Source organism: Chryseotalea sp. (assembly GCF_057350905.1).
Map to the genome: position 1 here is coordinate 731,385 of NZ_JBMRCF010000001.1, position 23,662 is coordinate 755,046.

15 protein-coding genes are annotated in these 23,662 nt (G+C 39.8%); 11 read left to right on the forward strand and 4 right to left on the reverse strand.

What is annotated here, in order from left to right:
- Position 1 precedes the first annotated feature (1 nt).
- On the reverse strand, positions 2 to 754 hold the full coding sequence (locus tag ACO1XM_RS03320) for a M15 family metallopeptidase (RefSeq protein WP_486225793.1): 753 nt from the start codon (positions 752 to 754) through the stop codon (positions 2 to 4).
- 189 nt (positions 755 to 943) lie between these two features.
- On the opposite strand from ACO1XM_RS03320, the gene ACO1XM_RS03325 reads away from it, so the two are divergent.
- The 4 genes from ACO1XM_RS03325 to ACO1XM_RS03340 all read left to right on the forward strand — a co-directional run bounded on the left by ACO1XM_RS03325 (position 944) and on the right by ACO1XM_RS03340 (position 7,471).
- Entirely contained in the window at positions 944 to 3,658 is a 2,715-nt protein-coding gene (locus ACO1XM_RS03325; RefSeq protein WP_486225795.1) for a tetratricopeptide repeat protein, read from the forward strand.
- Positions 3,659 to 3,710: 52 nt separating this feature from the next.
- Entirely contained in the window at positions 3,711 to 6,395 is a 2,685-nt protein-coding gene (locus ACO1XM_RS03330; protein WP_486225797.1) for a tetratricopeptide repeat protein, read from the forward strand.
- 150 nt (positions 6,396 to 6,545) lie between these two features.
- Positions 6,546 to 6,848, forward strand: a complete 303-nt coding sequence (gene hpf / locus ACO1XM_RS03335; RefSeq protein WP_486225799.1) for a ribosome hibernation-promoting factor, HPF/YfiA family — start codon at positions 6,546 to 6,548, stop codon at positions 6,846 to 6,848.
- A 5-nt stretch (positions 6,849 to 6,853) separates the two neighbouring features.
- A complete protein-coding gene (locus ACO1XM_RS03340; protein ID WP_486225801.1) occupies positions 6,854 to 7,471 on the forward strand; it encodes a hypothetical protein in 618 nt (205 codons plus the stop codon).
- A 49-nt stretch (positions 7,472 to 7,520) separates the two neighbouring features.
- Here the strand turns inward: ACO1XM_RS03340 and ACO1XM_RS03345 are convergent, their stop codons facing one another.
- On the reverse strand, positions 7,521 to 8,597 hold the full coding sequence (locus ACO1XM_RS03345; protein ID WP_486225803.1) for an AI-2E family transporter: 1,077 nt from the start codon (positions 8,595 to 8,597) through the stop codon (positions 7,521 to 7,523).
- A gap of 160 nt (positions 8,598 to 8,757) precedes the next feature.
- Between ACO1XM_RS03345 and ACO1XM_RS03350 the strand changes: the two genes are divergently transcribed.
- The 3 genes from ACO1XM_RS03350 to ACO1XM_RS03360 are packed head-to-tail and all read left to right on the forward strand — an operon-like array spanning position 8,758 to position 11,245.
- The gene (locus ACO1XM_RS03350) at positions 8,758 to 9,522 is read left to right on the forward strand and encodes an MlaE family ABC transporter permease (protein WP_486225805.1); all 765 of its coding nucleotides are present in this window, start codon (positions 8,758 to 8,760) and stop codon (positions 9,520 to 9,522) included.
- A gap of 5 nt (positions 9,523 to 9,527) precedes the next feature.
- Positions 9,528 to 10,268 (forward strand): ABC transporter ATP-binding protein, encoded by a 741-nt coding sequence (locus ACO1XM_RS03355; protein ID WP_486225807.1) that lies wholly within the window; start codon positions 9,528 to 9,530, stop codon positions 10,266 to 10,268.
- Positions 10,269 to 10,285: 17 nt separating this feature from the next.
- Positions 10,286 to 11,245: an MlaD family protein gene (locus ACO1XM_RS03360; RefSeq protein ID WP_486225809.1), complete on the forward strand. Its 960-nt coding sequence runs from the start codon at positions 10,286 to 10,288 to the stop codon at positions 11,243 to 11,245.
- Between the two features lie 48 nt (positions 11,246 to 11,293).
- Here the strand turns inward: ACO1XM_RS03360 and ACO1XM_RS03365 are convergent, their stop codons facing one another.
- The gene (locus tag ACO1XM_RS03365; protein WP_486225811.1) at positions 11,294 to 13,408 is read right to left on the reverse strand and encodes a glycoside hydrolase family 97 protein; all 2,115 of its coding nucleotides are present in this window, start codon (positions 13,406 to 13,408) and stop codon (positions 11,294 to 11,296) included.
- Positions 13,409 to 13,580: 172 nt separating this feature from the next.
- The gene (locus ACO1XM_RS03370) at positions 13,581 to 15,335 is read right to left on the reverse strand and encodes a discoidin domain-containing protein (protein ID WP_486225813.1); all 1,755 of its coding nucleotides are present in this window, start codon (positions 15,333 to 15,335) and stop codon (positions 13,581 to 13,583) included.
- Between the two features lie 146 nt (positions 15,336 to 15,481).
- Between ACO1XM_RS03370 and ACO1XM_RS03375 the strand changes: the two genes are divergently transcribed.
- The 4 genes from ACO1XM_RS03375 (at position 15,482) to ACO1XM_RS03390 (ending at position 23,630) form a co-directional block, all read left to right on the forward strand.
- Positions 15,482 to 16,855: a glucoamylase family protein gene (locus ACO1XM_RS03375; RefSeq protein ID WP_486225815.1), complete on the forward strand. Its 1,374-nt coding sequence runs from the start codon at positions 15,482 to 15,484 to the stop codon at positions 16,853 to 16,855.
- A 53-nt stretch (positions 16,856 to 16,908) separates the two neighbouring features.
- Positions 16,909 to 18,819, forward strand: coding sequence for a 7TM diverse intracellular signaling domain-containing protein (locus ACO1XM_RS03380; RefSeq protein ID WP_486225817.1), 1,911 nt, complete (start codon positions 16,909 to 16,911; stop codon positions 18,817 to 18,819).
- A 231-nt stretch (positions 18,820 to 19,050) separates the two neighbouring features.
- The gene (locus ACO1XM_RS03385) at positions 19,051 to 22,086 is read left to right on the forward strand and encodes a SusC/RagA family TonB-linked outer membrane protein (protein ID WP_486225819.1); all 3,036 of its coding nucleotides are present in this window, start codon (positions 19,051 to 19,053) and stop codon (positions 22,084 to 22,086) included.
- Between the two features lie 11 nt (positions 22,087 to 22,097).
- Positions 22,098 to 23,630 (forward strand): RagB/SusD family nutrient uptake outer membrane protein, encoded by a 1,533-nt coding sequence (locus ACO1XM_RS03390; protein ID WP_486225820.1) that lies wholly within the window; start codon positions 22,098 to 22,100, stop codon positions 23,628 to 23,630.
- Positions 23,631 to 23,662 lie beyond the last annotated feature (32 nt).

Below are 23,662 nucleotides of genomic sequence, written 5' to 3' on the forward strand. Positions count from 1 at the left end.
TTTAAGGAATTAGAGAACTTGCTAGTCCTTTATTTTTATTTGAGCGGCTGATAGCGGCTTGTTCATTTTCCCAAGCTTCCCAAAATTTCTTAAGTATTTTAAGGTCTTCATCAATGCAGGGATAAAGCTTTTCTTTTGGTTTCGGAAAATAGCCGGCAGAAAGCTGTACTGTTGTTAAACCACCGGTCCATTCAAAGTGTGCAGGGTCATAAGGATTTCTCCACCGACCTCCCCATCTTAATCCAAGCTTTTCACCTTCAACGCCAATTTTTTTCCAGAGCATTTTATCTTCCCATTGTGCGCTATCATTCACGATTGGCACAACATCACAAGCCAATCCGTACTGGTGTTTTGACTTACCACCTGCCGATCGTGTGTATTTCCTGCCCATACCAAAATACTCCGCTTGCTTGGCACGGGTTCTGTAACTTTCTACAACTGAAACTTGAATTCCTTTCTCTTTACAGTTTTTAATAAGTTGAATAATCTTGTCTCTAAAGTAAGGATGTAGCGCCTCCAGATCAGTAATCATTTGCAGGTCTCCTCTGTTTTTACCAAAGTTATAGTTTTCAGCTATTTGCCATTCTTGCCAGGCATACAGAGTATCGAAGGCCAATATATTGGATACGTTAACCCAATAAGTAGTATCAAAACGTATGGCCTTGTCCTCAAGAATGTTAAGATAGGAATGTTGTCCCACCGCAGTGGCACCATTAAAAAGGAGGTAAAAGAGACTTATAAAGGCTAATCTCACAGTTTAAACTATTATTCGACCCCAAAATTAATAAAATGATATGAATTCATAGATATATAATTATCAGCCTATTAAATGCCACTAATTTGTTTTTTACTTGAATTTTTTTGACTTAATTAAAGCAACCATTTCCTCTTGAAAACGAAGGTCTCTAGCCTACTATTGTTTGCTTTAATGTTGTTAGCATTTATGCTGACCAACTTGACGCATGCTTTTGCACAAGACCTCTCAAAGGATAGCCTTGCCTCAGTGCTGGAGACAAAACTCAGCGATGAACAAAGGGTTGATATTCTGAATACCCTTGCCTACGAGTATTATGATTTTAATGACAGCATAGGATTATCTTATGCAGAAGAGGCGTTGCAACTTTCGTTAGATATTGAATACATGTCAGGTATGCAATACGCATATACCCTTTGTGGCGTGGGCTATTTTACTTTTGGTCATTACCCCAGAGCATTGAAGGCTTTTTATAAATCTGATAGCGTAAGCAGCAAGGGGCGATTAAATTACAGTTTGTATAACCTCATGCTCATGGGCAGAACCCAAGCCGATATTGGTGAGTATGGTGCTGCTGAGAGTACATTTCAACGTGGTTTTGCTTTACTTAAAGAATCGAAAGACAATAGGTATAGTGCCGGTATTTATAAGGGCTATGCAATTCTCAAAACATATCAGTGGGAAAATGAAGAGGCACTTCGCAACCTTCAAATAGCTGAGAAACTTCGCACGGGACAGCCGGAAACTGATAAACAGGATATATACCTAAACTATGCAAGAATATACCTTAACCTTGGGGACTTTGCACAGGCATCGACTTATGTAAATAAGCTTTGTGAACTTACTAAAAATAAGGAAGATCAGTTTCATTCTGGTATGTGCCATTACCTGAGTGCCCTCGTCTACTTTAGACAAAGTAAACTACAACAGGCTTTGACCGAAAGTTTTAAGGTGCTTGAAATGACAAAGGTCTATGATTATCATTTATTAAGAGCGCAGGTTTATACATTGATTGGTGAGATCTACAGCCAGTTATCAGATTATAAATTAGCTTCTGATTTTATTTACAGGGCATTAAGCATTACAGAGAAAGATGGTTTAAAACCAATGACAGCTTCTCTGTACCATGACCTGGCCTGGGTGTATAAAGATCAATCTAATTTTCAGCTTGCACTCGAGTATGCAGATAGATCGCAGGTATTGCGTGAAGCAATGAATGACCAGCGAGGTATGGCATCGTGTCATAATGTAAGAGGTTTGATTTTTCTCCTTCAAAATAGAATCAAGGAATCAATTGAAGAACACACAAAAGCCTTGGTCATCAGGCAGAAAATAAACCATGCGGGTGGTATTTCCGCCTCTTTGTATAACATGAGTCTGGCCTATGAAGCATTGAATATGTTAGACAAAGCGCTGGAATTGCAACTCGAAGCGCTGGCCATCGATAAAACGATAGGCGATAAGCTGAGCCTTGGTATTTCATATAACGGACTGGCAGCACTTTATTTAAAGTTAGGTAGATTATCAGAAGTAGAGAAGGTTCTGGAGCAAGTCAGTTCAATTGCTAAAGAAACAGGCTCAAGACTTTTATTGAAAAACTATTATACCAATTATGCAGATTATTCAGATGCAAAGGGTGATCACAAAACGGCATCTGTCTTTAGAAAAAAGCAACAGGTATTAAGCGATAGTCTTTACTCCGAGAGCAACAGTATGAAGCTGGCTGAGATGCAGGCTTTATACCAGGTAGAGCGTAAAGAACAGGAAATTGAATTACTCTCAAAAGAAAGGGCATTGCAAGCCAATGCATTGGCTTTGCAAGAGGCCAGGTTGCGCAACCAGACTTTTATTATCTCGCTTGGTGTTGTTGTCATTGTATTTGCAGCTGGCTTTATCTTCCTTATGGTACGCACCAATAAAAAACTAACCAAAGCAAAGGTTGATTTAGCTGAGTTAAATGAAGAACTGATGGCACAATCAGAAGAACTTCGCGAATCAAATGAATCGCTTGTTGAACTGAATAACAGGCTGCTGGAGCAGCAAGAAGAAATACAAGCGCAATCAGAGGAGCTGCGGGAATCAAACGATGCACTACTTAAGCTTAATGAAGCACTTCATGAGAAACAGGAGGAGGTACTTACACAAGCGGAAGAACTGAGAGAGGCCAATGAAACGATATCGGACATTAATATAACCCTTGAAGAAAAAGTAGAGGAGCGCACACATCAGCTCAAACAAGCTTACGTAGAGCTGGATACTTTTTTCTATCGGTCATCACATGATTTCAGAAGGCCAATTACCACCTTTATGGGTCTGGCCGAAGTAGCCAGCATTACAGTTAAAGATACTAAAGCGCTGGAATTATTCGATAAGGTGAGGGAAACCGCTGAAAGTCTTGATAAGATGATTCGTAAGCTTCAATCAATAAGCGATGTGGGGGCACAAGAACTTGTTTTGAAGGAGGTGTTGCTGAAAGAAATGATTGATAATATCCTGATTGGGTTTCAGGAAGAATTGGAGAGAAAAAATATTAAAGTATATAATCAGTTTAACAATATCCGATCCTTTGATTCATATCCGGCACTGATCAATGTGATCCTGGCTAATATTATCGAGAACGCAATCCACTTTGCATCACCTGTTAATCCTTTTATTAAAATTTTAGTGGAAGATTATACCGATAAACTGGTAATCTCCGTACAAGATAACGGACAGGGCATACCAGAAGATTATCATGAACGTATTTTTGATATGTATTTCAGAGCCAATGTATCCTCAAAGGGTAATGGGTTAGGTCTTTACATAGTGAAGAAGGCAACTGAAAAATTGAATGCGAGTATCAATTTCACAACCCGCAATAATGAAGGGACAACTTTTTGCGTGGAATTGCCGATTTTGCATTAATACTTTACAATATCATCACTTTTATTTAGCTTAAGTTTTTTCTCAAAGCCCCGTGGTTACACGTTATCTACTCTTGCTTTTACTTTCAGGATGCAGCATAGGTCTTACTGCGCAACCGGCTATTGAAAAACTTAAGTATAAGCTTCAAACCAGCACCAACGATCGGGAAAAGGCTATGCTGTTAAATGAGTTAGCCTCTCAATCATGGGATTACGATTTTGAAGAAGGCTTAAATTATGCAAAACAGTCATATGCCATTGCCACCCGACTTCAAGATCCTGAGCTTCTCGTTCGAAGTCTTACTGACATTGGCTTGTACCATTATTTCAGTGGCAACTATAAAACAGCTAAACAATATTACACAAACGCAATATCAACTACAGGAGGTAATAACTTTGGAGATTACCCTGCCTATACATTCACACGCCTTGGTAATTTGTACAGGGTACAGGGTAGCTATGATTCAGCTGGATATTACTATAAAAAATCGCTGGAGTTATTGAATGGTAAGCAGGCTGAATTTGCACTTTCATCTGTATACCACAATTTGGGATGGCTCAACTATGAGCTTAGTAATTATGCCGAAGCAATGCGCTTAATGCGAAAGTCACTTTCACTTCGGCTCAAAATGCAAGACTCGTTATTGATAGCGGAAGCTTGGAAATTCATAGGTATGACACACAGTGCCTTACTAAATTTTGATTCTGCACAATTCTACCTTACTAAGGTTAATGGATTGGCAACACGCTATGATGATACCGAACTTAAAATTTTTTATTGGGTGAGTATAGGGGAATTGTATACGAAACAAGGGCAAATCCTTGATGCCATCAGCATGTACGAAAAAGCACTGGAAAGTTTAAGTAAGCATAAATTTAAACGTTATGAAGCCATAACATTAAAACGAATAGGCAAAATTTATGACGAATTAGGTGATTATGAAAGAGCCAATAAGCATTTTTTTCAGGCACTTGCTATAGAAGAGCGTCTGGAGAGCAAACATGAAATGGCCAGGACTTACGGACTTATCAGTTGGTGTTTCTATCATCAAGGTAATTACAGTCAGGGCGAGAATTATGCTGGCAGGTCACTCTACCTGATGAAGCAAGTTGGCGACAAGGCTGGAATTGCGTATGCACAGAATTTGTTAGGCTCACTTACATTGGCTCTTAAAAATTTCACCACAGCCATATCCTTTTATGATTCTGCTTTGCAAATTAGAAAAGAATTGGGGCTTACTGTTTACGTGGCCTCAACACTGGAGAATATGGCTTATGTTTATGAAGCAAAGAAGGATTTTAAAAAATCATTGGAGATCCATCAACAAGTCTTATCTATATTTAAAGAGACTGGTTCGAATAGCAGGCTGACGACCACCTACAATAACATTGCTGAGTTAAAATTTATAACAGGTAGCAGAAAAGAAGCGCTTCAATACGTGCTGCAAGCAATTAACAGCAGTCAGCGACTGAGCTTGCCGATCGAACTAAAGCGTGCCTACTTGTTAGGAGGTAAAATTTACAGACAAGAAGGTAATTTCTCGCGTGCAAGCGATTATTTAAATCAATACATAGAAATCAATGACAGTCTCTTTTCAATAGAATCTATTTCAAAAGCAGCTCAGATTCATGCGTTATATGACCTGGAGAAAAAGGAACAACAAATAGAACTTTTAAATCGTGAGAACCAGATTAAAGCAAATGAATTAGAATTACAGGAGTCTAAATTGAAGAATCAGACGTGGGCGCTTATTTTTTCTGCAGTGGCTGGTTTATTGCTGCTTGCAGTGGCAATTACACTTTTCAACTATTATATAAATAAGAAAAAAGCAAATGATAGACTTCAGGCATTAAATACACAAATCAGTGACAAGCAGGAAGAGATTCAACGGCAGGCAGAGGAACTCATTGAATCTAATTCAAGGCTGATTGATGTAAACCATGATCTGCAGCAAAAACAAGAAGAGATTGAAGCGCAGTCTGAAGAATTGAGAGAAGCAAATGAAGCCATTTTTTTAGCCAATAGTAATTTAGAAAGAAAAGTAGCCGACAGAACAGCAGAGTTGCGCCAGGCTTATTTGGAACTCGACACGTTCTTCTACAGGTCATCGCACGATTTCAGAAGACCATTAACTACTTTTATGGGCCTCGCGGAAGTTGCAAAAATAACGTTAAAAGATCCCAATGCTATTCACCTGTTTGACAAGGTAAAAGAGACTGCTATAAATCTGGATAAGATGTTGCTGAAACTTCAATCCATTAGTGATGTTGGTGTGCAGCAGTTGGCATATAAAGAGGTGTTTTTCAGAGAGTTTGTAGATTCCATTATTACAAGCTATCAGCAAGAAATAAATAAGAAAGGTATTCAGGTGAACGTTACCATTCAAAGAAATGAGCTGTTTTCCTATCCTTCATTGCTAAAGATTATTGTTGAAAATCTCCTGGAAAATGCCATCAACTTTTGTGCACAGGAGCATCCGGTTATTTCCATTAGTGCCAGGCAAGAGTCCGATCGTTATATTTTTCAGATTGAAGATAATGGACAGGGAATAGATCCTGCTTACAAGGAAAGAATCTTTGATATGTATTATCGTGCCAGTCTTGATTCAAAAGGGAATGGCCTTGGCCTTTATATTGTTAAAAAAGCTGTAGATAAGCTCGGTGGAAACATTCGTGTAGAAAGCCAGCTTACCAAAGGAACAAGCTTTCAGATTGATGTTCCTAATCAGAAACAGTAACAAAATTTAACACTGACTAAAATCATTTCTTTAAAAGATGGAACTCATATACCGAGAGATCGTTAGTAGTTATATTAGTTACAAGTAATTAGCGATGTAATTCGCATAAACGATCAAACACAAATATTTTTTTAACCTTAATATTATTTTATGAAACTGATTATTGAGTCTCCCAGATTAGATTTAAGAGAATCTACAGAAGAAGTTGTTGAGCAAAAGTTTAGAAAATTAGAAAAGCTGTTTGATAGAATTGAAAAATGCGAAGTTGTCATTAAGAAAGAGCCAAAGGGCATCATTGATAAATTTTTCGTAGAAGCCAAATTGTTTGTACCCGGAAATGTACTCTTCGCAAAGGAAACCGGTGATAGTTTTGAAGCCGCAGCGAATGAAGTAGCATTGGATTTAGAAAGTCAATTAAGAAAACACAAAGATAAGTTGTATGAAAAACGTTAAATAAAATGAAAACAACCATGCCTGCATCGGAAAAGCGGTTTTTGGTTTCTGTTGCTGAAAATCTGCTGACTGTACAACAAGAGATTGATGAACTTATGCTTCAATTGGCATTAGGTAAAGCGGAAGCTAAAGATAAGTTTCAGGAGCTAAAGAAAGATTTTAAAGCTTCTATGGCTTCACTTAAGCTACAAATCCTTTCTTTTAATGGATCAGGCCTAACTAAAAAAACACGCGATGCCATTGATCAATTAGAGGCAGCGCTGGAGAAGCCTGAAACCGGTAATTTAGTCGATTTTGATGCGCAACGAACGAAACTGTTGGCCTTGGTTGAAACCGTTCAGCATGATGTGGAACGTTGGTTAAGTGATAAACGTTTATCGCATGAGTTTATTAACGAATTTGAAAAATTTAAACTGAAGCTCGAAATTCTAAAGTTGAAATTTGCCTTGAAGAAGTTTGAAGTGAAAGATAGTGTTCGTGACTATTTTAAAAGTTCTTCCAGTGTATTACAAAAAGTAAAGGAGCAGGCTGAAGAGGTAATAAATGATGGTGAAGATGCATGGCTAAAAGCAAAACAGACCATACATGATAACTACAAATCGTTAAGGAAAGCTCTTCATTAAAAGAGAATAGATCCCTGAAAATTATTGCTGTTGATGACGGTCTTGGTTTTCAGGGATTTATTGTTTCCTGACCAGCCAACAGCGATAACAAACGCATAGAAGGATGCCGATCGGCAATTAGCTTTAATATGGCCAGAAAGGGTACGAAAAGAATCATACCTGAAACACCCCAGAATATTCCTCCCAAGGTAATAGCCAGTATAGTGGCCATGGGATTTATGCTCAATCGGTTACTTACCGCTAGTGGGAAAATAATATTGGCTTCCATGTATTGCACTATCATAAAAATGATAACTACACCTAATGGATACCAGATTGAATTAAAGGTGACCCAGGCCATGCCTATGGGTAGGAGTGAACCGATGATAATGCCTACATACGGAATAAAAGTAAGTATAGAGGTAACAAATCCAAAGAAAAAAGCATGCGGTATGCCTAACATAAGTAGTCCCAGACTATTGAGTAGGCCGACAATCAGGTAAACAATAGCCATGCCTTTAATAAAATTGTAATAGGCGTCTACAGATAAATAAAGTATTCTTTTTGTCTCTTCTTTTTTCTCACCGGGAAAAATATACGCGATAGCTTGTATCTGCAGATTCCTGTAATAAAGAAACAAGGCTGCATAAACCGGTATTAGAATAAGTATTACACTTGAATGAACAGAGGCGGATAAAGTATTTTTAATAAGAGAAAAAAGGTATGTTACAGATCCATTACTGATTTCATTAAACCATAGATCCTGTTGTTCTTTTGTAATAGCATATTTTTCTATAAAGAATAAACTGCTGTCTGCAATAAAGACTTGGAGCTTTGCCTGAATAGCCGGCCACTCATTTATGAATAGTGTTAATTGGTAGGTCATAAGAAGAACCACGCTGACAATAAGCAAGAGCAGCAGCAACAGCCCTATAAGAATGGCCACGCATTTGCTTAAACCCTTATACTCTAACCAACGGCAAAGCGGAAAAAGAATAAAACTAATCAAGAGTGCGTAGCTGATTGGAATAAACAGATCTCTTCCAAAGTAAAGTATTAGCGAACCGTATACGACATATTGTAAAATGAGCAATTGCTTATTTTGTGTTTTAATCTCCTTATCTACTCTTTTAAAATAATGGCTCATTGGGTTGTTGGTTATATGCTGTCAAGATACTAAAAACCGAAAAGTAGCCAGGTTAGCTTAAGCAGTGATTCAGCTGACAATTATCATATTTTAAACTAAGCGCTATCAGTATTTTACTCTGGTCTTCCGTGCAACTTTAATTGTGTGAAACACAGATGCCATGCGAGATTTCAACAGTAAATTTTTTGAGCAAACAGGTGAACTTACACGCTTCGCCATGCGCTTTTTTTCGCAGGGTCTGAAGCCTCGTTATGAATGGAAAGAGTTTTTGAGACAATGTTATTGGATAGGGTATAAGTCACTTACATTGGTGGCCATCACCGCCTTCATTATGGGTTTGGTCTTAACCATTCAATCAAGACCAACGCTGGTTGAATTCGGAGCGGAAGCCATGTTGCCTTCAATGGTATCTGTTTCTTTAATAAGGGAAATTTCTCCTGTCATCACAGCCTTGATTTGCGCAGGTAAAATTGGTTCTGGTATGGGGGCAGAGCTGGGTTCAATGCGGGTGACCGAGCAGATTGATGCTATGGAAGTGTCGGGTACTAATCCCTTTAAATATTTAGTAGTAACAAGAATTGCCGCAGCTACTTTAATGTTGCCTGTATTGGTGAATCTTTCCAATGCGATTTCACTATATGGTAGTTATCTTGGTGTGAATATTAGGGGCAATGTCAGCTGGAGTTTATACTGGACGCAGGTGTATGATGTGCTGAACTTTGGTGATTTGGTGCCCTCTTTGATCAAAACTTTTTTCTTCGGCTTTGCTATTGGCCTGGTTGGTTGCTTTAAAGGCTACTATTCAAAAAAAGGTACTGAAGGAGTAGGGCGTTCAGCCAATGAGGCCGTTGTGGTCGCTTCACTGCTGGTCTTCATCATCGATCTACTTGCTGTGCAAATAACTGATTTGTTAGGGCTCACCTGAGGTATATGGACAAGCAGATCGTTATAGACGTTGATCACATATATAAATCATTTGGTAATAACCATGTACTGAAAGATTTTAGTATGCGTGTAGGGCGAGGTGAAAATATTGCAGTGTTAGGCAAATCAGGTTCAGGAAAATCTGTACTAATAAAGTGCATTATTCGCTTAAATGAACCTGATCATGGCAGTATAAAATTACTGGGTACAGATGTGCTTAATCTTGATCATGAAGGTCTTGACGAATTGAGGTCAAGGGTCGGATTTCTGTTTCAGAGCAACGCCTTGTATGATTCAATGACTGTAAGAGAAAACCTGGAGTTTCCTTTACGCAGGCATAGAATCAAACAAGAAATGACAAATCAGTTTGTAGAGACGATGGTATTGGAAGCATTATCAAATGTAGGACTGGCACATACCATTGACATGATGCCGGCTGAATTATCGGGTGGTATGCGCAAGCGAATAGCATTAGCCAGAACACTTATACTAAAACCTGAAATCATTTTGTACGATGAGCCAACAACAGGACTTGACCCCATAACCTCCCGCGAGATAAGTGAGCTGATCAACATCATTCAAGAAAAGTACCAGACTACTTCTATTATAATTTCGCATGATATGAATTGCATTAAGACAACAGCTGATCGTGTTATCATGCTGATTGACGGCCGTTGTTATGCTGAAGACAGTTTTGAAAAATTGCAGAACAGTCAGGACCAGAATATTAGATTATTTTTTAGTTAGGAATAAACGCTACTTCAATGACACCCAAGTCACTTAACAATGTAAAGCTCGGACTCTTTGTTTTTTCCGGTTTGCTTTTCATGGTTTTTTCGCTGTACATGATTGGCAGTAATAGAAATTTATTTGGTTCTTCATTTACCATTAAAGTCAGTTTTTATAATGTTGACGGACTTACCCCGGGCAATAATGTAAGATTTTCCGGTATTGATGTAGGTACCGTTAAAAGCATTGAAATCGAATCAGATTCTACAATCGCTGTAACCATGCTCCTGGATAAGCGTGTAAGAAAGTACTTGCGACAAAATGTAATTGCTTCTATCGGCACAGACGGATTAATGGGCAATAAGCTGATCAACATAAATTCCCAATCTGGTGCAGCGCCTTTGCTGGAACCCGGCACAGTGATACAATCCTTAAGGCCGATAGAAACAGATGCCATGCTCAGAACTTTAAATACTACAAACGACAATATTCAAATTATAACACAAAATCTAAAGAGCATTACGGAGAAGCTCAACAGCAACAACAGTCTTTGGACATTACTGGCAGATACAGTTATAGCAAAAGACCTGACCATGGCTGTGCAGGAGATTCGCGCAGCGAGCAAGAATACGGTCGCTTTTACAGAACAAGCCAATTACCTCATTAAAGAAGTCAGGCGAGGTGAGGGGCTTGCGGGCAGTATCCTGACTGATACACTTGTTTTTAATCAGTTGAAGAATGCTGTGAATGGTTTAGAGAAGACTGGTAACAGCGCACAGCGTCTGGCAAGCGATCTGGAGGCCTTGGTGAAACAAACAAAAGAAGGAGGGGGTACTGCAGCCACCTTAATGTATGATACTGCCCTGGTTAATAAATTGAAGCGAAGTATGGTCAATGTAGAAGAAGGCACCTCTCGCTTTAATGAAAATATGGAGGCGTTGAAACATAATTTTTTAACGCGCAGATATTTCAGAAAACAAGAAAAAAAAAGGTAAAGCCAACCAGAAATGATCAGGTTGGCTTTATGATTATTGCAAATAAGACTATTTATAACGCTTAAACTTTTTCAAGTCATCAGCATTGGCTTCTTTTAAACTGATGGCTGCGCCACCACCTGAGGCTATGGGTAATTTCAGAATGCTACTGCTGTCTACAATAAATGATTTAATCTCATAAGCCATGGGATTGTCTTTCCAATGGGCTGTAGGGGCATCCATGTAAAGTGTGGCTACATATTTCTTTTTGCTTTCTAGGAATTTTAAAGATGCAGTAGCTATGCGTTTGTTTTCGTCACTGATACTGCCGATAAACCATTCATTCTTGTTTTTGGCTTTGCGCGCAATGGTAATGTAGTCACCAGGTTCTGCTTCAAGAATCTGTGTATCATCCCAATCCACGGCAACATCTTTAATGAATTGGAAAGCGTCCATTCGTTTTTCATAGGCTTCTGGTAAGTCAGCAGCCATTTGCAAAGGACTATACATGGTTACATACAAGGCTAGTTGTTTGGCTAATGTAGTATGCACCTGATTACCATTAGGTGCCTGGTTGTTGAAAGGTCTTTGCGCTACATAATAATCCATCTTAATTTCAAAAATACCCGGTGTATAATCCATCGGGCCACCCATCAGGCGTGTGAAAGGCAAAATGGTTTCATGTTCTGGTGGATTGCCTACACTCCAGGCATTAAACTCATTACCTCTGGCAGCTTCCGAGGCCAACCAGTTTGGATAAGTGCGGTGTAAACCTGTAGGGCGTACAGGCTCATGGGCATCAAGCATGATTTTGTATTGCGCTGTTCTGGCGGCTACGCGATTAAAGTGGTTAATCATCCACTGACCATCATGAAACTCACCACGTGGAATGATACGTCCTACATAACCTGTTTTAACGGCATCATAACCATTCGCTTTCATAAAGGTATAGGCAGCATCCATTCTTCGTTCGTAGTTGGTTACAGAGCCAGAAGTTTCGTGGTGCATAATCAACTTCACATTTTTTGAAGCTGCGTACTGATGAAGTGCTTTTACGTCAAAGTCAGGGTAGGGCGTGGTAAAATCAAATACTTCTTCTTTCCACTGACCAAACCAATCTTCCCAGCCTACATTCCAACCCTCAATCAATACACCATCAAAACCATGCTGTGCAGCAAAATCGATATAGCGTTTTGTGTTAGTGGTATTTGCAGCATGTCTTCCATTAGGTTTTAATTTAGACCAATCGGTGCCATCCAGTTTAAGGTTCGATTCATCTGAATAATTCCAGCTTCCGGTACCCACGTGCATTTCCCACCAGATGCCCACATACTTGGTTGGTTTAATCCAATCTGTGTTCTCAATCTTAGAGGGCTCATTTAAGTTCAGGATTGTTTTTGATGTCAGGATATCTCCCGCTTTATCGCTTACCAGAATTGTTCGCCATGGTGTAGAAAAAGGAGTTTGTAAATAGGCTTTATTGCCTCTCGCATCAGGAACTAAATGAGAAGTCAGTGTCAGGTTTTGTTTGTTCAGCACCAGGTGCATCGCTGAGTAGTTCACTAAAGCAGCTTCATGAATATTGAGGTAGAGGCCGTCAGCCGTTTTCATCATCAAAGGTGTTTGCACACCGTCAGGTATCACAGCCCTTGTACTGATTTCATCAGCAGAGGCACTGCGCAACGTAGGAGATATCTCACTGAGCTTTGAAGTTGAGTACACATACTCATTGGTTTCATAATCACCGGGTATCCAGAATGTCTTATGATCACCTGCCAATGCAAATTCAGATACTTCTTCCTTCACCACCATGTGCTGAAGATTTGGCTGCTTGGGAAATTCGTATCTGAAGCCCAAACCATCATTGAAAAGTCTGAAACGAATAACGATGCTTCGGTCGGTCGCTTGCTGATGAAGTGTTACACTTAGTTCGTTGTAATTATTTCTGATACTTTTTACTTCTCCCCACACCGGTTCCCAGGTTGAATCGTGTTTTAAAGAATCAATTTTTAATATACTGAAGTTGGTATTGAGTGCGTCTGCACCATTTAGCAATAAGCCTAACTTACTGGACTTAACAATTGTTTTTGTTTTATAGATTAACTGATAAAGTGGTTCTCCAGCAGACGATAGCGAAAAACGCATCTTTAATTGCTGGTCAGGTGATTGTAACGTTTGTGCCATAATGAGTTGGCTTACAAACATTAACAAAATGAAAAACTTAACTGGTTTCATGTATACTTATTTAGTGTTGATTTACTTGTTATTATGGTTGGTGATATATTTAAAACGCAATTTTTGTTTCGAAAGCAATCATGTAAAGGAACAAAACATCTTAAACGAGGACATTCACTCCTTAAAACGGCCCCAATACTTTACTCAAGGTCGATACACCTTTTTCATTAAAACTTTCGATGGCAAAATAATACTTTTGATCGAGTGTTAAAGCCCTTATTTCGAGTGATGTGGGCTGATCTGCCCATACCTGATACGTCTGGTACAGTTTATCAGTGCCAATGCCCCAGACAATATTGTATCCAACCGCACCTTTTACTGGCTCCCAACGGATCAGTGCATTACGCTGATCTGTCATGCGTGTGACGTTGAATTTGCCTGGTGTTTTAGGGAGTGGATCTGCGCTGTTACCAAAAACGCGAATATCACTTATCGCTAGATTGTCAGTAGGCACATAAATGTTTTCAAATTTTAAATACCGAGCGTCAACTGCTTTTTCAAGTTCTATATAAGCATTTGGTCTGTCTTCTTTTCTGTCTGCGTTACTAAAAATTACGCCCCAGTTTTTACCATCAGTAGAAGAGTACATCTTGAATTGCAGGTAAACGCTTTCATCATTGTCATAAAGATCAGATTTGTAATCAGTATAGTTTACCTGAAAAGCTTTTATGTTTTTCACAGCACCTAAATCCATCTGAACCCATTCACCGGCTTTGTTAGTTTGAGCCACCCAGAAAGTCCGTGGGTTTTCATCATTGACAAAATCAGCTTGTTTATCATCTTTCACAGAAGATGCCATGCATTTCTTTTTATAGGAGAGGAGCATCCAACCTGTGAAAAGTGATTCATTATGCTTAACGGATTGCTTAGGCATATAATGCGGAAAATCTCCAAAGCGTGTGTTGAAATGCATTTCATCATCCTCATTAAATCCACCGGGGAACATCGCCATTCTCCTTTCGAAGTTCCAGTTTACAGCCACCCAGGGTGTACCAGTATTCCACCAGTTGCCATAGTTATCCTGAAAAGTATTGCCATGTCCGGCTCCGGTTACAAAACCACCAGGCTTATAAGAAATGGGATTGTAGTTGGCATAAGAAAAAGGCCCGAGTGGATCGTCACCAATATAGGTTCCGTTAGCATATACATTGTATTCAGTGCCGGGTGCACCATATTGCAAGTAGTATTTATTTTTATACTTGGTCATCCATGCACCCTCCATGTAAGGCTTGATGGTGTCTCTGTGATCCTGACCAAACCTTTCCCAGCCGTGTAATGTGGGATGTAGTTTGAGCATGGCTTTGTAATCAGATTTATAAATAAGGTTTTTGCTTTTATCTAACTCTGCTCCATACAAAGGATACACATTGGAAGATCCCCAATACATGTACCACTTATCCAACGCTTCATCGTAGAATAGAGCAGGGTCCCAAGGGCCTACTTCTTTTGGCAAAGCAGGCAGCCAGCGATTATAAAATGAAAGTTTTCCTGTTTCAGGTGTAGTAGTATAAAAAATAGGGCGCTGTTCGAATGTAGATTGAAATAGATATAACGTGTCACGAACCGATATTGCTGCAGGCGCACACATGTCCTCCATCGGCCAGCGCGATGGTACAATGTATTTCCAGTTAATTAAATCTGGCGAATGCCAATAGCCACCTGAAATAGTTACAAATAAGAAGTATTCTTTTTTATGATTGATGATGACAGGATCAGCACCTGAACGGTACGAAATTTTCTTATTGATTTGCTCCCAATTGTAACGATAACCAATGTCCATGGGATTACAATAAGTCTTCTGGTCCAGGCGTTGTGCAAATAGAATGGATGAATGCAGTGTCAGGGCAAACAGTTGAATAAGCAAAATCTTTTTCATGGCAGCACTTTGAGCAACGAAGGTCGGTTCTTATCAACGTATTTGCAATGTTTTTCGGTTAAACCACGCTGCTTACACCGTTGAAAAAAAAATTACCCTCACATAATTAAAAATGTAACGATATTGTTGCGTTAAAATTTTTCTCTATGCGTTTACTTGTTTACTCAGTTGTCACCATTTTTGTTCTCCTTGTTGTAGGCTGCCAGCCAAAACAGCAAGTTGTTAATGGTGATTCAACTGTCTTTTTAGATTCATTATCTAAACACACTTTTAATTTCTTTTGGGAAACCGCAGACAGCAACACAGCGCAAGTGCCAGATCGTTGGCCAACGCCAAGTTTTTCGAGTATTGCAGCAACAGGTTTCGGCATTACAAGCTATTTAATTGGTGTAGAAAGAGGTTACATTACCAGAGAACAAGCTGCAGAAAGGGTATTGAAAACGATTGCATTCTTACATCACTTGCCCAAAGGTGATTCTGTAAGCGGTGTAGCAGGATATAAAGGTTTCTTCTATCATTTCATCGATATGAAAACCGGACACCGTTATCGCAATGTTGAATTGTCAACCATTGATACAGGTTTGCTGATGGCGGGTATTTTATCTGCACAAAGTTATTTTGATGGCGAAGGCGATAATGAAAAACAAATCAGGGCAATAGCAGATTCACTTTATCTTGCTATTGAGTGGGACTGGGCGATGAACAATGAGGAAACCATGACGATGGGTTGGCACCCTGAAAAAGGTTTTATCGAAAGCAGATGGAGAGGTTATAACGAAGCCATGATCTTGTATGTATTAGCACTGGGGTCGCCAACACACAGCATCCCTGCAGAAAGCTGGACAGCCTGGACAAGTACTTATCAATGGGCGAATTATTATGGGCAGGAGCACGTCAACTTTGGTCCACTATTCGGGCATCAGTATTCACAGATGTATATCGACTTCAGAGGTATTTATGATCCCTATATGAAAGATAAGGGGATAGACTATTTTGAAAACAGCAAACGCGCTACGTATGCAAACCGTGCTTATTGCATGGCAAACCCCGGGCATTATACAGGATACTCGGCTAACATTTGGGGATTGACTGCCTGCGATGGACCTGGCAATTCGACTAAAGCAAATCCAAACGTATCCTTTATGGGTTATCATGCAAGAGGAGCTGCGCAATATTACAATGACGATGACGGAACCATTACGCCAACGGCAGCAGGTGGATCAATTGCTTTTGCACCGGAAATTTGCATACCTGCATTACAAACGATGTACGAGCAATATGGCGATAAGATTTATACACAATACGGCTTTGTAGATGCTTTCAATTTATCTATTGAGAATAAGGATGGAACCACAGGCTGGGTAGACAAAGATCACCTGGGCATAGATCAGGGACCGATTTTAATTCAGACAGAGAACTACAGAAGTGAGTTTGTCTGGAATCTGATGAAGAAGAACCCATACATTGTTAAGGGTTTGAAAAAGGCAGGCTTTGCAGGCGGATGGTTAGATAAGCCCTAGTGTTGACACACAAATGACTGCGTGACAATCCAATAATTTTGTAGATTAGGGCTATGAGGGGAAGGATTTTCTTATTGATTTGCTCGCTTAGCCTGGCTGGAAACCTGTGTGCGCAATCAGTCGTGCAGGTATCTGATGAAGTAGATGAAAAAATCTACACACTCAACGACCTGGAGTACTACATCGATTCAACCAATATGCTAACATTAGCGGATGTAAGTAAAGCTGATTTTCAATCCAGGTTTAAAAGACACAGCGATTATCAGAATACAGATTTCAATGTAAATACAGCCTACTGGGTAAAATTTCCTGTTAAGTTAAATTCAGAGAGCAAAAAGAAATGGTTACTTGAATTTTATGATCAGACCATTGACTATTTAGAAATACATGTACCAACTAAAAATGGTACTTATGCCAGTATATACACGGGCGATCAACATCTTTTTGCTGAACGCATGCTGCTACACAAAAATTTTGAAGCTACGGTTGACATGTTTTCGGATGAGACCGTGGTTTGCTACTTCAAAGTCACCTCACATGAATTTGCCGATATTCGCATTGCCTTTCGCTCAGTAAACCGCTTCGTTTACTACGCCCTGAATGAGTATTTGCTTTATGGCATGTTCTATGGCATGATCCTGATCATCAGCTTGTATAATTTTCTGGTATACCTGGCCATCCGTGAAATCAAAAACATATACTACATATTTTACATATTAAGTGTGGCCTTGTATGCCGCAAGTCTTGATGGTACCGGCTTTCAGTTTTTATGGCCAGACCTGCCACAATTGAATAGCTATGCTACAGGATTTGCCCTGTATTCACTTATCATTTGGGCACTGCTATTTACACGAAAGTTTTTAAGCACGCGCGCCAATGCTCCTGAGCTCGACAGGGCTATTATAGGTATGGTGATAGCGAGAACCTTGCTGTTTCTTATTTCATTATTTTTCTTCCCATCATTTCTTACCTATAGAAATATTGAGATCATCCCCTTGTCACTGATCTTTTACACAGGTATAAAAGTATGGATGGGCAATTATAAACCAGCCCGTTTCTTTGTCATTGCCTACGGTATTCTTTTCATGGGTTTTTTTCTTCGTACGTTAGTTCACTTTAATATTTTGCCATTCACCATCCTGTCGCATTATAGCCTGCACATTTCATTTGGTGTGGAGATGTTATTTCTGACTTTTGCCCTGGGCGACCGTATTCGTATTTTAAAAGATAACCGAGACAGGGCCTTGCGGAGAATCATTCAACAGCATGAGTTTAATATGCAGTTAAAAGATACTGTTAATCGTGAACTTGAACACAAGGTGCAGGAGCGAACTACTGAATTAAACCACAAGAATCAGGAATTAGAATTAATCAACACCAGGCTTGAAAAGCAGTCCACCGAGATCAACCAGATTAACTCTATGCTCGATCTTGACAACTGGAAATTGAAGAACAGTATTAAAGAAGTGTTGAATGATCGTATTATGGAAAGAACCATGGATTATGATCAATTCAAGACTTTATATCCAGATGATCTTTCGTGCTACCGTTTTTTAGAGAGCCTGAAATGGGAGCGGGGTTATGCCTGCAAGAAGTGTGGCAATGATAAACATTTTGATGGTGCACAGAAATTTGCCAGACGCTGTACCCGTTGTGGTTATAATGAGTCTATTACGGCCTATACCATATTCCATAGCATTAAGTTCCCGATAGAGAAGGCCTTTTACATCGCTTATTTAATTGTTTCAGGACGTAAGGATTTAACCCTCGATACCCTTTCTCAGGTATTAGATTTACGCCTGAATACCATTTGGGCCTTCAAAAGCAAGGTAGCAGAAAGGCTTCAGGAGCTCGAAAACAAGGGCGCCAGGCCATCTTCTAACCGCTGGCAAGAGGTTATTTTGCTGCCTAAGCGAAGTTCAGAGAGTTCCAAAAAATCAGAAAAACTCAGGAATCTGGCCTGAATTCCACCATTCTTTTGTCTATGTTTTTTATGCGACATATTGCAATCGTTTGTGCCATATTTTGCCCTATTTGGCCTATTTTTTAATGTTTTTTTAGCGGGAAATATTACAGCGATTAAATACCGAATTCGATTGCATAAATCTTCAATTGAGCTAAAAAAAGTTTAAAAAAGCTTGACACTGACCTAACTTCATTTCGCTTTAAGTCAATAAACCTTATTCTCAATGCGAATGAAGCCTTTTTACAGAATATTCTCTTTCGCTTTCTGCCTCTTGAGCCTGAATTCGGCTTTGGCACAAAACCGGCAGGTTACCGGAACAGTCACTTCAGCGGAGGACAAACAGCCTGTCCCTGGGGTGAACGTGCTGGTTCAGGGTACCAGTAGGGGTACCGTTACGGACCTGGATGGTAAATACAGTCTCGAACTTGCTACTACAGATGAAACACTGATTTTCTCTTTTATCGGCTTTACCAGCAAGACAGTGTTAGTACAGGGTCGTGCCGTGGTGGACGTAGAACTTGAGTTGGATACTAAAACATTAGACGAAATTGTAGTGGTCGGTTATGGCGTGCAAAAAAAGAGCGACATCACAGGTTCTACAGCCAGTGTGAAGGGAGATGAACTTTTAAAACAACCTGTTCTGACTGCAACGCAAGCCATGCAGGGTAAAGTTGCAGGGGTCCAAATCATAAGCAGCGGTCAGCCGGGCACCTCTCCTCAGATACGAGTTAGAGGTGTGGGTACAGCCTTGGGTGGCACCACATCACTCTATGTGGTGGATGGCGTATTGACTGATGATATTTCTAATATCAACACGGCCGACATCATTGACATGAATATTCTGAAGGACGCCTCTTCAGCAGCGATTTATGGATCTAGAGGTGCTAATGGCGTAATAATCATTACGACCAAGAAAGGCGCTGCAGGTGATTTAAAAATTAATTATAATAATAACCTTGGTTTCAGACAGGCTTCAAACCTGGTTGAAATGGCCAATGCAGCAGAGTACAGCAATTACATACAGGCTGCAACAGGTAATCCTGCTCCTGCTTCACCTTACAATACAGATTGGTATGGAACCATTTTAAGAAATGCTTTCCAGCAAAATCATAACATATCAGTTTCAGGAGGTTCTGATAAAGTAACTTATCTTTTTAATGTCGGTTATTTAGCGGACCAGGGTATTATTCTGAACAACGACTTTGAGCGCTTTACCGTCAGGTTTAATAACGATTATAAAATAAGCGATAAACTCCAATTGGGTTTTCAGACTTCATTTGGCAATAGCATTAACGAAAATGCTTTTGGTAATATTGATATTGATGCTTTTGGAAATGTTGGCTCGGTGTATAACAATGCGTATCGCGCTTCACCTACCATCACAAGTATTCAAGGTGGGCGTTATGGTAATACATCAGCATATCAAAATGTAGGTAACCCGCTACTCGATCTTAATAACAACAGTATTAAGGTTAAGGAGAATCGTTTACAAGGATCAACATTCCTTTCCTATAAACCTGTTGAATGGTTGAGTCTCCGTTCATCCTTAGGTGCTGATTGGAAAAATTCACTTAACAGAGGTTATTATTATCAGTTCAATGCAGACGAGACTACTTTCTTAGTAGCCGGTGGTAATCAGTTGCGTGCATTAAGTTCTTTAAACATTCAAAATTCACAGGCATTTCGCTGGGTGTGGGACAACACTGCAACCTTTATAAAGCAAATAGGTAAACACGATGTTACGGTGTTAGCAGGTATCACTGCTGAGAAATCAAATTTCACGCTCTTCTCCGCTAATCGCAATGATGTTCCGGCAGATCCGGATCTTTGGTACATCGGTGTAGGTGATGCCAACAGCTCGCAGAACAACGGACGTGGTGATGCATGGGCACGCAATTCATATTTATCTAGAGTCAATTATTCCTATAATGAAAAGTATCTGTTTACTGCTACTGTTAGACTAGATGGTAGTTCACGATTGCCAAAAGTAAATCGTTGGCAAACCTTCCCGTCTTTTGGTCTGGGTTGGTTAATAAACAGAGAAGGTTTCATGCAAAGCCAGAATACTTTCGATATGTTGAAACTGAGAGGTTCCTATGGAAAGGTTGGTAACGATCAAATTCCTACCAATGCATTTTCGCAGACAGTTACTTTAAATAAACCCTATCCATTTAATGGTAGTGCACAACCAGCAACCAATGGTGCGCAAATTGATCAAATCATCGATCCGAACATCACTTGGGAGATCACAGAAGAATATGATCTTGCTATAGAATTTGGTTTGTTCCAATCGAAGTTGACTGGCGAGGTAAACTATTATGATAAAAAAGTAGCCAACGCACTCATCAATGTGCCAATTCCAAGAACGGTAGGCGATGCAGACGGTGTTATCTTGACCAACGCAGCCACTATTCAAAATCGTGGCGTTGAAATATTATTGAATTGGAAAAAACTGGTAAATGATAACCTATCGTACTCGGTTGGTGGTAATGTAACTTTTAACGATAATAAGGTAGTAGCATTGAATGGTGGCCGTGCTATTCGGGGTGGTTTCATTGGTGCAGCACAAGGTTTTACCACTTTAACCGACAAGGGTTTGCCAGTGGGTAGTTTTTATGTTCTAAATCCTATAGGCGTATTTAATACAACAGCTGAAGTAAATGCCTATACCGACGGTGATGGTACTATCATTCAGCCTACTGCGAAAGCAGGAGATTTTAAATATGAAGATGTAAACAACGATGGCAGAATAGATGATGAAGATCGTGTTTTTGCTGGTTCCTATCAACCGGTTGCTTACTTCGGTATAAATGGATCCGTTAATTTTAAGAGCTGGGATTTCAGTCTTGACTTATATGGAAACGTGGGCAACGAAGTGTATAATGGTAAAAAGGCTGTCAGGGTAGAAGGTCGTGATAATGTAGAGAAATCAGTGGTGTATGATCGATGGACTTCGGGCAATAGATCTCAGACGGAGCCTGGCGCTAATACGGGAAATCAGTTAGCATCAAAGTATTTTGTTGAATCAGGTTCATTTCTTCGTATTAATAATTTGACTGTTGGATACAACATTCCCAAGTCAATCCTTGAAAAAGTTAGGATCTCCAGTTGCAGGGCCTTTGTTACTACACAGAACCTGTTCACACTTAAAAAGTATAGCGGCTTCACGCCTGAATTACCAGGTGATCCAATCAGTTCAGGAATAGAATTAAGTGCTTATCCCACTACGCGTACAGTTGCTTTGGGTTTAAATGTTGGTTTTTAATGATTAAGCATATGAAGAAAGTGACTAATCAATATATACATAGAACGAAAATAGTAGCAGTAGTTATTATTGGATTAATAGTAGTCGGGTGCAGTGAAAATTTTCTGGATATAAAAGTTCAGGGTGGTGTTACTACCAAAACAGATCCTAACCTTGCTAAGAAGTTGGTAACGGGTGTTTATAATAGTTTATTACAAGGAGATGCCTTTGGAAATGGTGATGTACACGGCTGGGGCTTTATTTCTGTCACCAGCATCATTTCAGATGATGCTGATAAAGGAAGTACAGCTGGTGATCAGGCAGTGCCAATCGGTGACATCGATAATTTCACATTGACACCCACCAACAGATTTGTAGAAACACTTTGGAGCGGACATTACAACAGTATTGGAGCGGCTAACCAGGCTATTCAGGCACTAAAAACTGCTTCTCTCGATGAAACAGAGAAGAGAAAGCTTTTGGGAGAAGTTCGCTTCATTAGAGGCTATATCTATTTCAATTTAGTAAGAATGTTTGGCGAAGTACCCTTGGTGTTAAGAGTACCGGTGGATGCAGATGATGCAAATAGTGACCCCTCATTTCAGACAAGGGCTGAACTTGGTATTGTCTACGATAGCATAAAACGTGACTTACAATATGCTGTTGATAATTTGCAAATAAAAAGCCAAAGTGAAGTTGGGCACATCAATAAAGGAACTGCGCAGGCGATGTTGGCCAAAGTACATATGTACAGAGGAGAGTGGCCGCAAGTATATGCCTTGACGAACGCAGTTATTCAATCTGGTCAATATAGTTTAGTGAATGATTATGCCACCATTTGGAGACAGGCAGGTGATAATAACAGCGAGTCAATTTTTGAAATACAAACAGGTGAATTCAATAATGAAAACCTTGCAATAGATAATTACATTGTCAGTCAGGGACCCCGCGTTGGTGGTGCTGGTGGCTGGGATGATCTGGGTTTTGGTTTTAATAATCCATCAGCAAGTTTATTAAACGCTTATGAGCCAGGTGATCTCCGCAAGGATGCGACAATTATAGCCATTGATAACTCAGGTACGCATGTAGGTACCAGGTTGTGGGATGGCTTTAGAATACCGAGTTCAGATTCGGTACAGAATCTATTCTACAATTATAAAGCCTACACAAGTAGAACGATGGAGTCGTTCGCGCGTCCTGAATCAAAAAACAGACCCAAGAACATCAGAATTTTAAGGTATGCAGATGTGCTGCTTATGCATGCGGAAGCTATTGTGAGAGGTGGTGGCTCCGGTGATGCTGATGCACTCGTAAATGAGATTCGCGACAGGGCAGGTTTACTCCCGAAGAGCGGAGTTACTGTAGATGACATCTGGCAAGAAAGACATGTTGAGTTTGCCATGGAGCACGATCGTTTTTGGGATATTGTTAGGCAGGGCAGGGCAGCGCAGGTAATGTTGGCCGCAGGTAAAACAAATTTTGTAGCAGGTAAGCATGAATTGTTGCCAATTCCTAACTCTCAGATTGTATTAAGCGGAAATAAGTTGACTCAAAATAATTACTAAGCAATGTTGAACACAACAAACAGGGTATCGAC

Coding starts and splice junctions, on each gene's coding strand:
- ACO1XM_RS03350 (WP_486225805.1), top strand. CDS start 8,758: ATGCGAGATTTCAACAGTAAATTTTTTGAGCAAACAGGTGAACTTACA.
- ACO1XM_RS03390 (WP_486225820.1), top strand. CDS start 22,098: ATGAAGAAAGTGACTAATCAATATATACATAGAACGAAAATAGTAGCA.
- ACO1XM_RS03375 (WP_486225815.1), top strand. CDS start 15,482: ATGCGTTTACTTGTTTACTCAGTTGTCACCATTTTTGTTCTCCTTGTT.
- ACO1XM_RS03325 (WP_486225795.1), top strand. CDS start 944: ATGCTGACCAACTTGACGCATGCTTTTGCACAAGACCTCTCAAAGGAT.
- hpf (WP_486225799.1), top strand. CDS start 6,546: ATGAAACTGATTATTGAGTCTCCCAGATTAGATTTAAGAGAATCTACA.
- ACO1XM_RS03360 (WP_486225809.1), top strand. CDS start 10,286: ATGACACCCAAGTCACTTAACAATGTAAAGCTCGGACTCTTTGTTTTT.
- ACO1XM_RS03385 (WP_486225819.1), top strand. CDS start 19,051: ATGAAGCCTTTTTACAGAATATTCTCTTTCGCTTTCTGCCTCTTGAGC.
- ACO1XM_RS03340 (WP_486225801.1), top strand. CDS start 6,854: ATGAAAACAACCATGCCTGCATCGGAAAAGCGGTTTTTGGTTTCTGTT.
- ACO1XM_RS03380 (WP_486225817.1), top strand. CDS start 16,909: ATGAGGGGAAGGATTTTCTTATTGATTTGCTCGCTTAGCCTGGCTGGA.
- ACO1XM_RS03365 (WP_486225811.1), bottom strand. CDS start 13,408: ATGGCACAAACGTTACAATCACCTGACCAGCAATTAAAGATGCGTTTT.
- ACO1XM_RS03355 (WP_486225807.1), top strand. CDS start 9,528: ATGGACAAGCAGATCGTTATAGACGTTGATCACATATATAAATCATTT.
- ACO1XM_RS03345 (WP_486225803.1), bottom strand. CDS start 8,597: ATGAGCCATTATTTTAAAAGAGTAGATAAGGAGATTAAAACACAAAAT.
- ACO1XM_RS03370 (WP_486225813.1), bottom strand. CDS start 15,335: ATGAAAAAGATTTTGCTTATTCAACTGTTTGCCCTGACACTGCATTCA.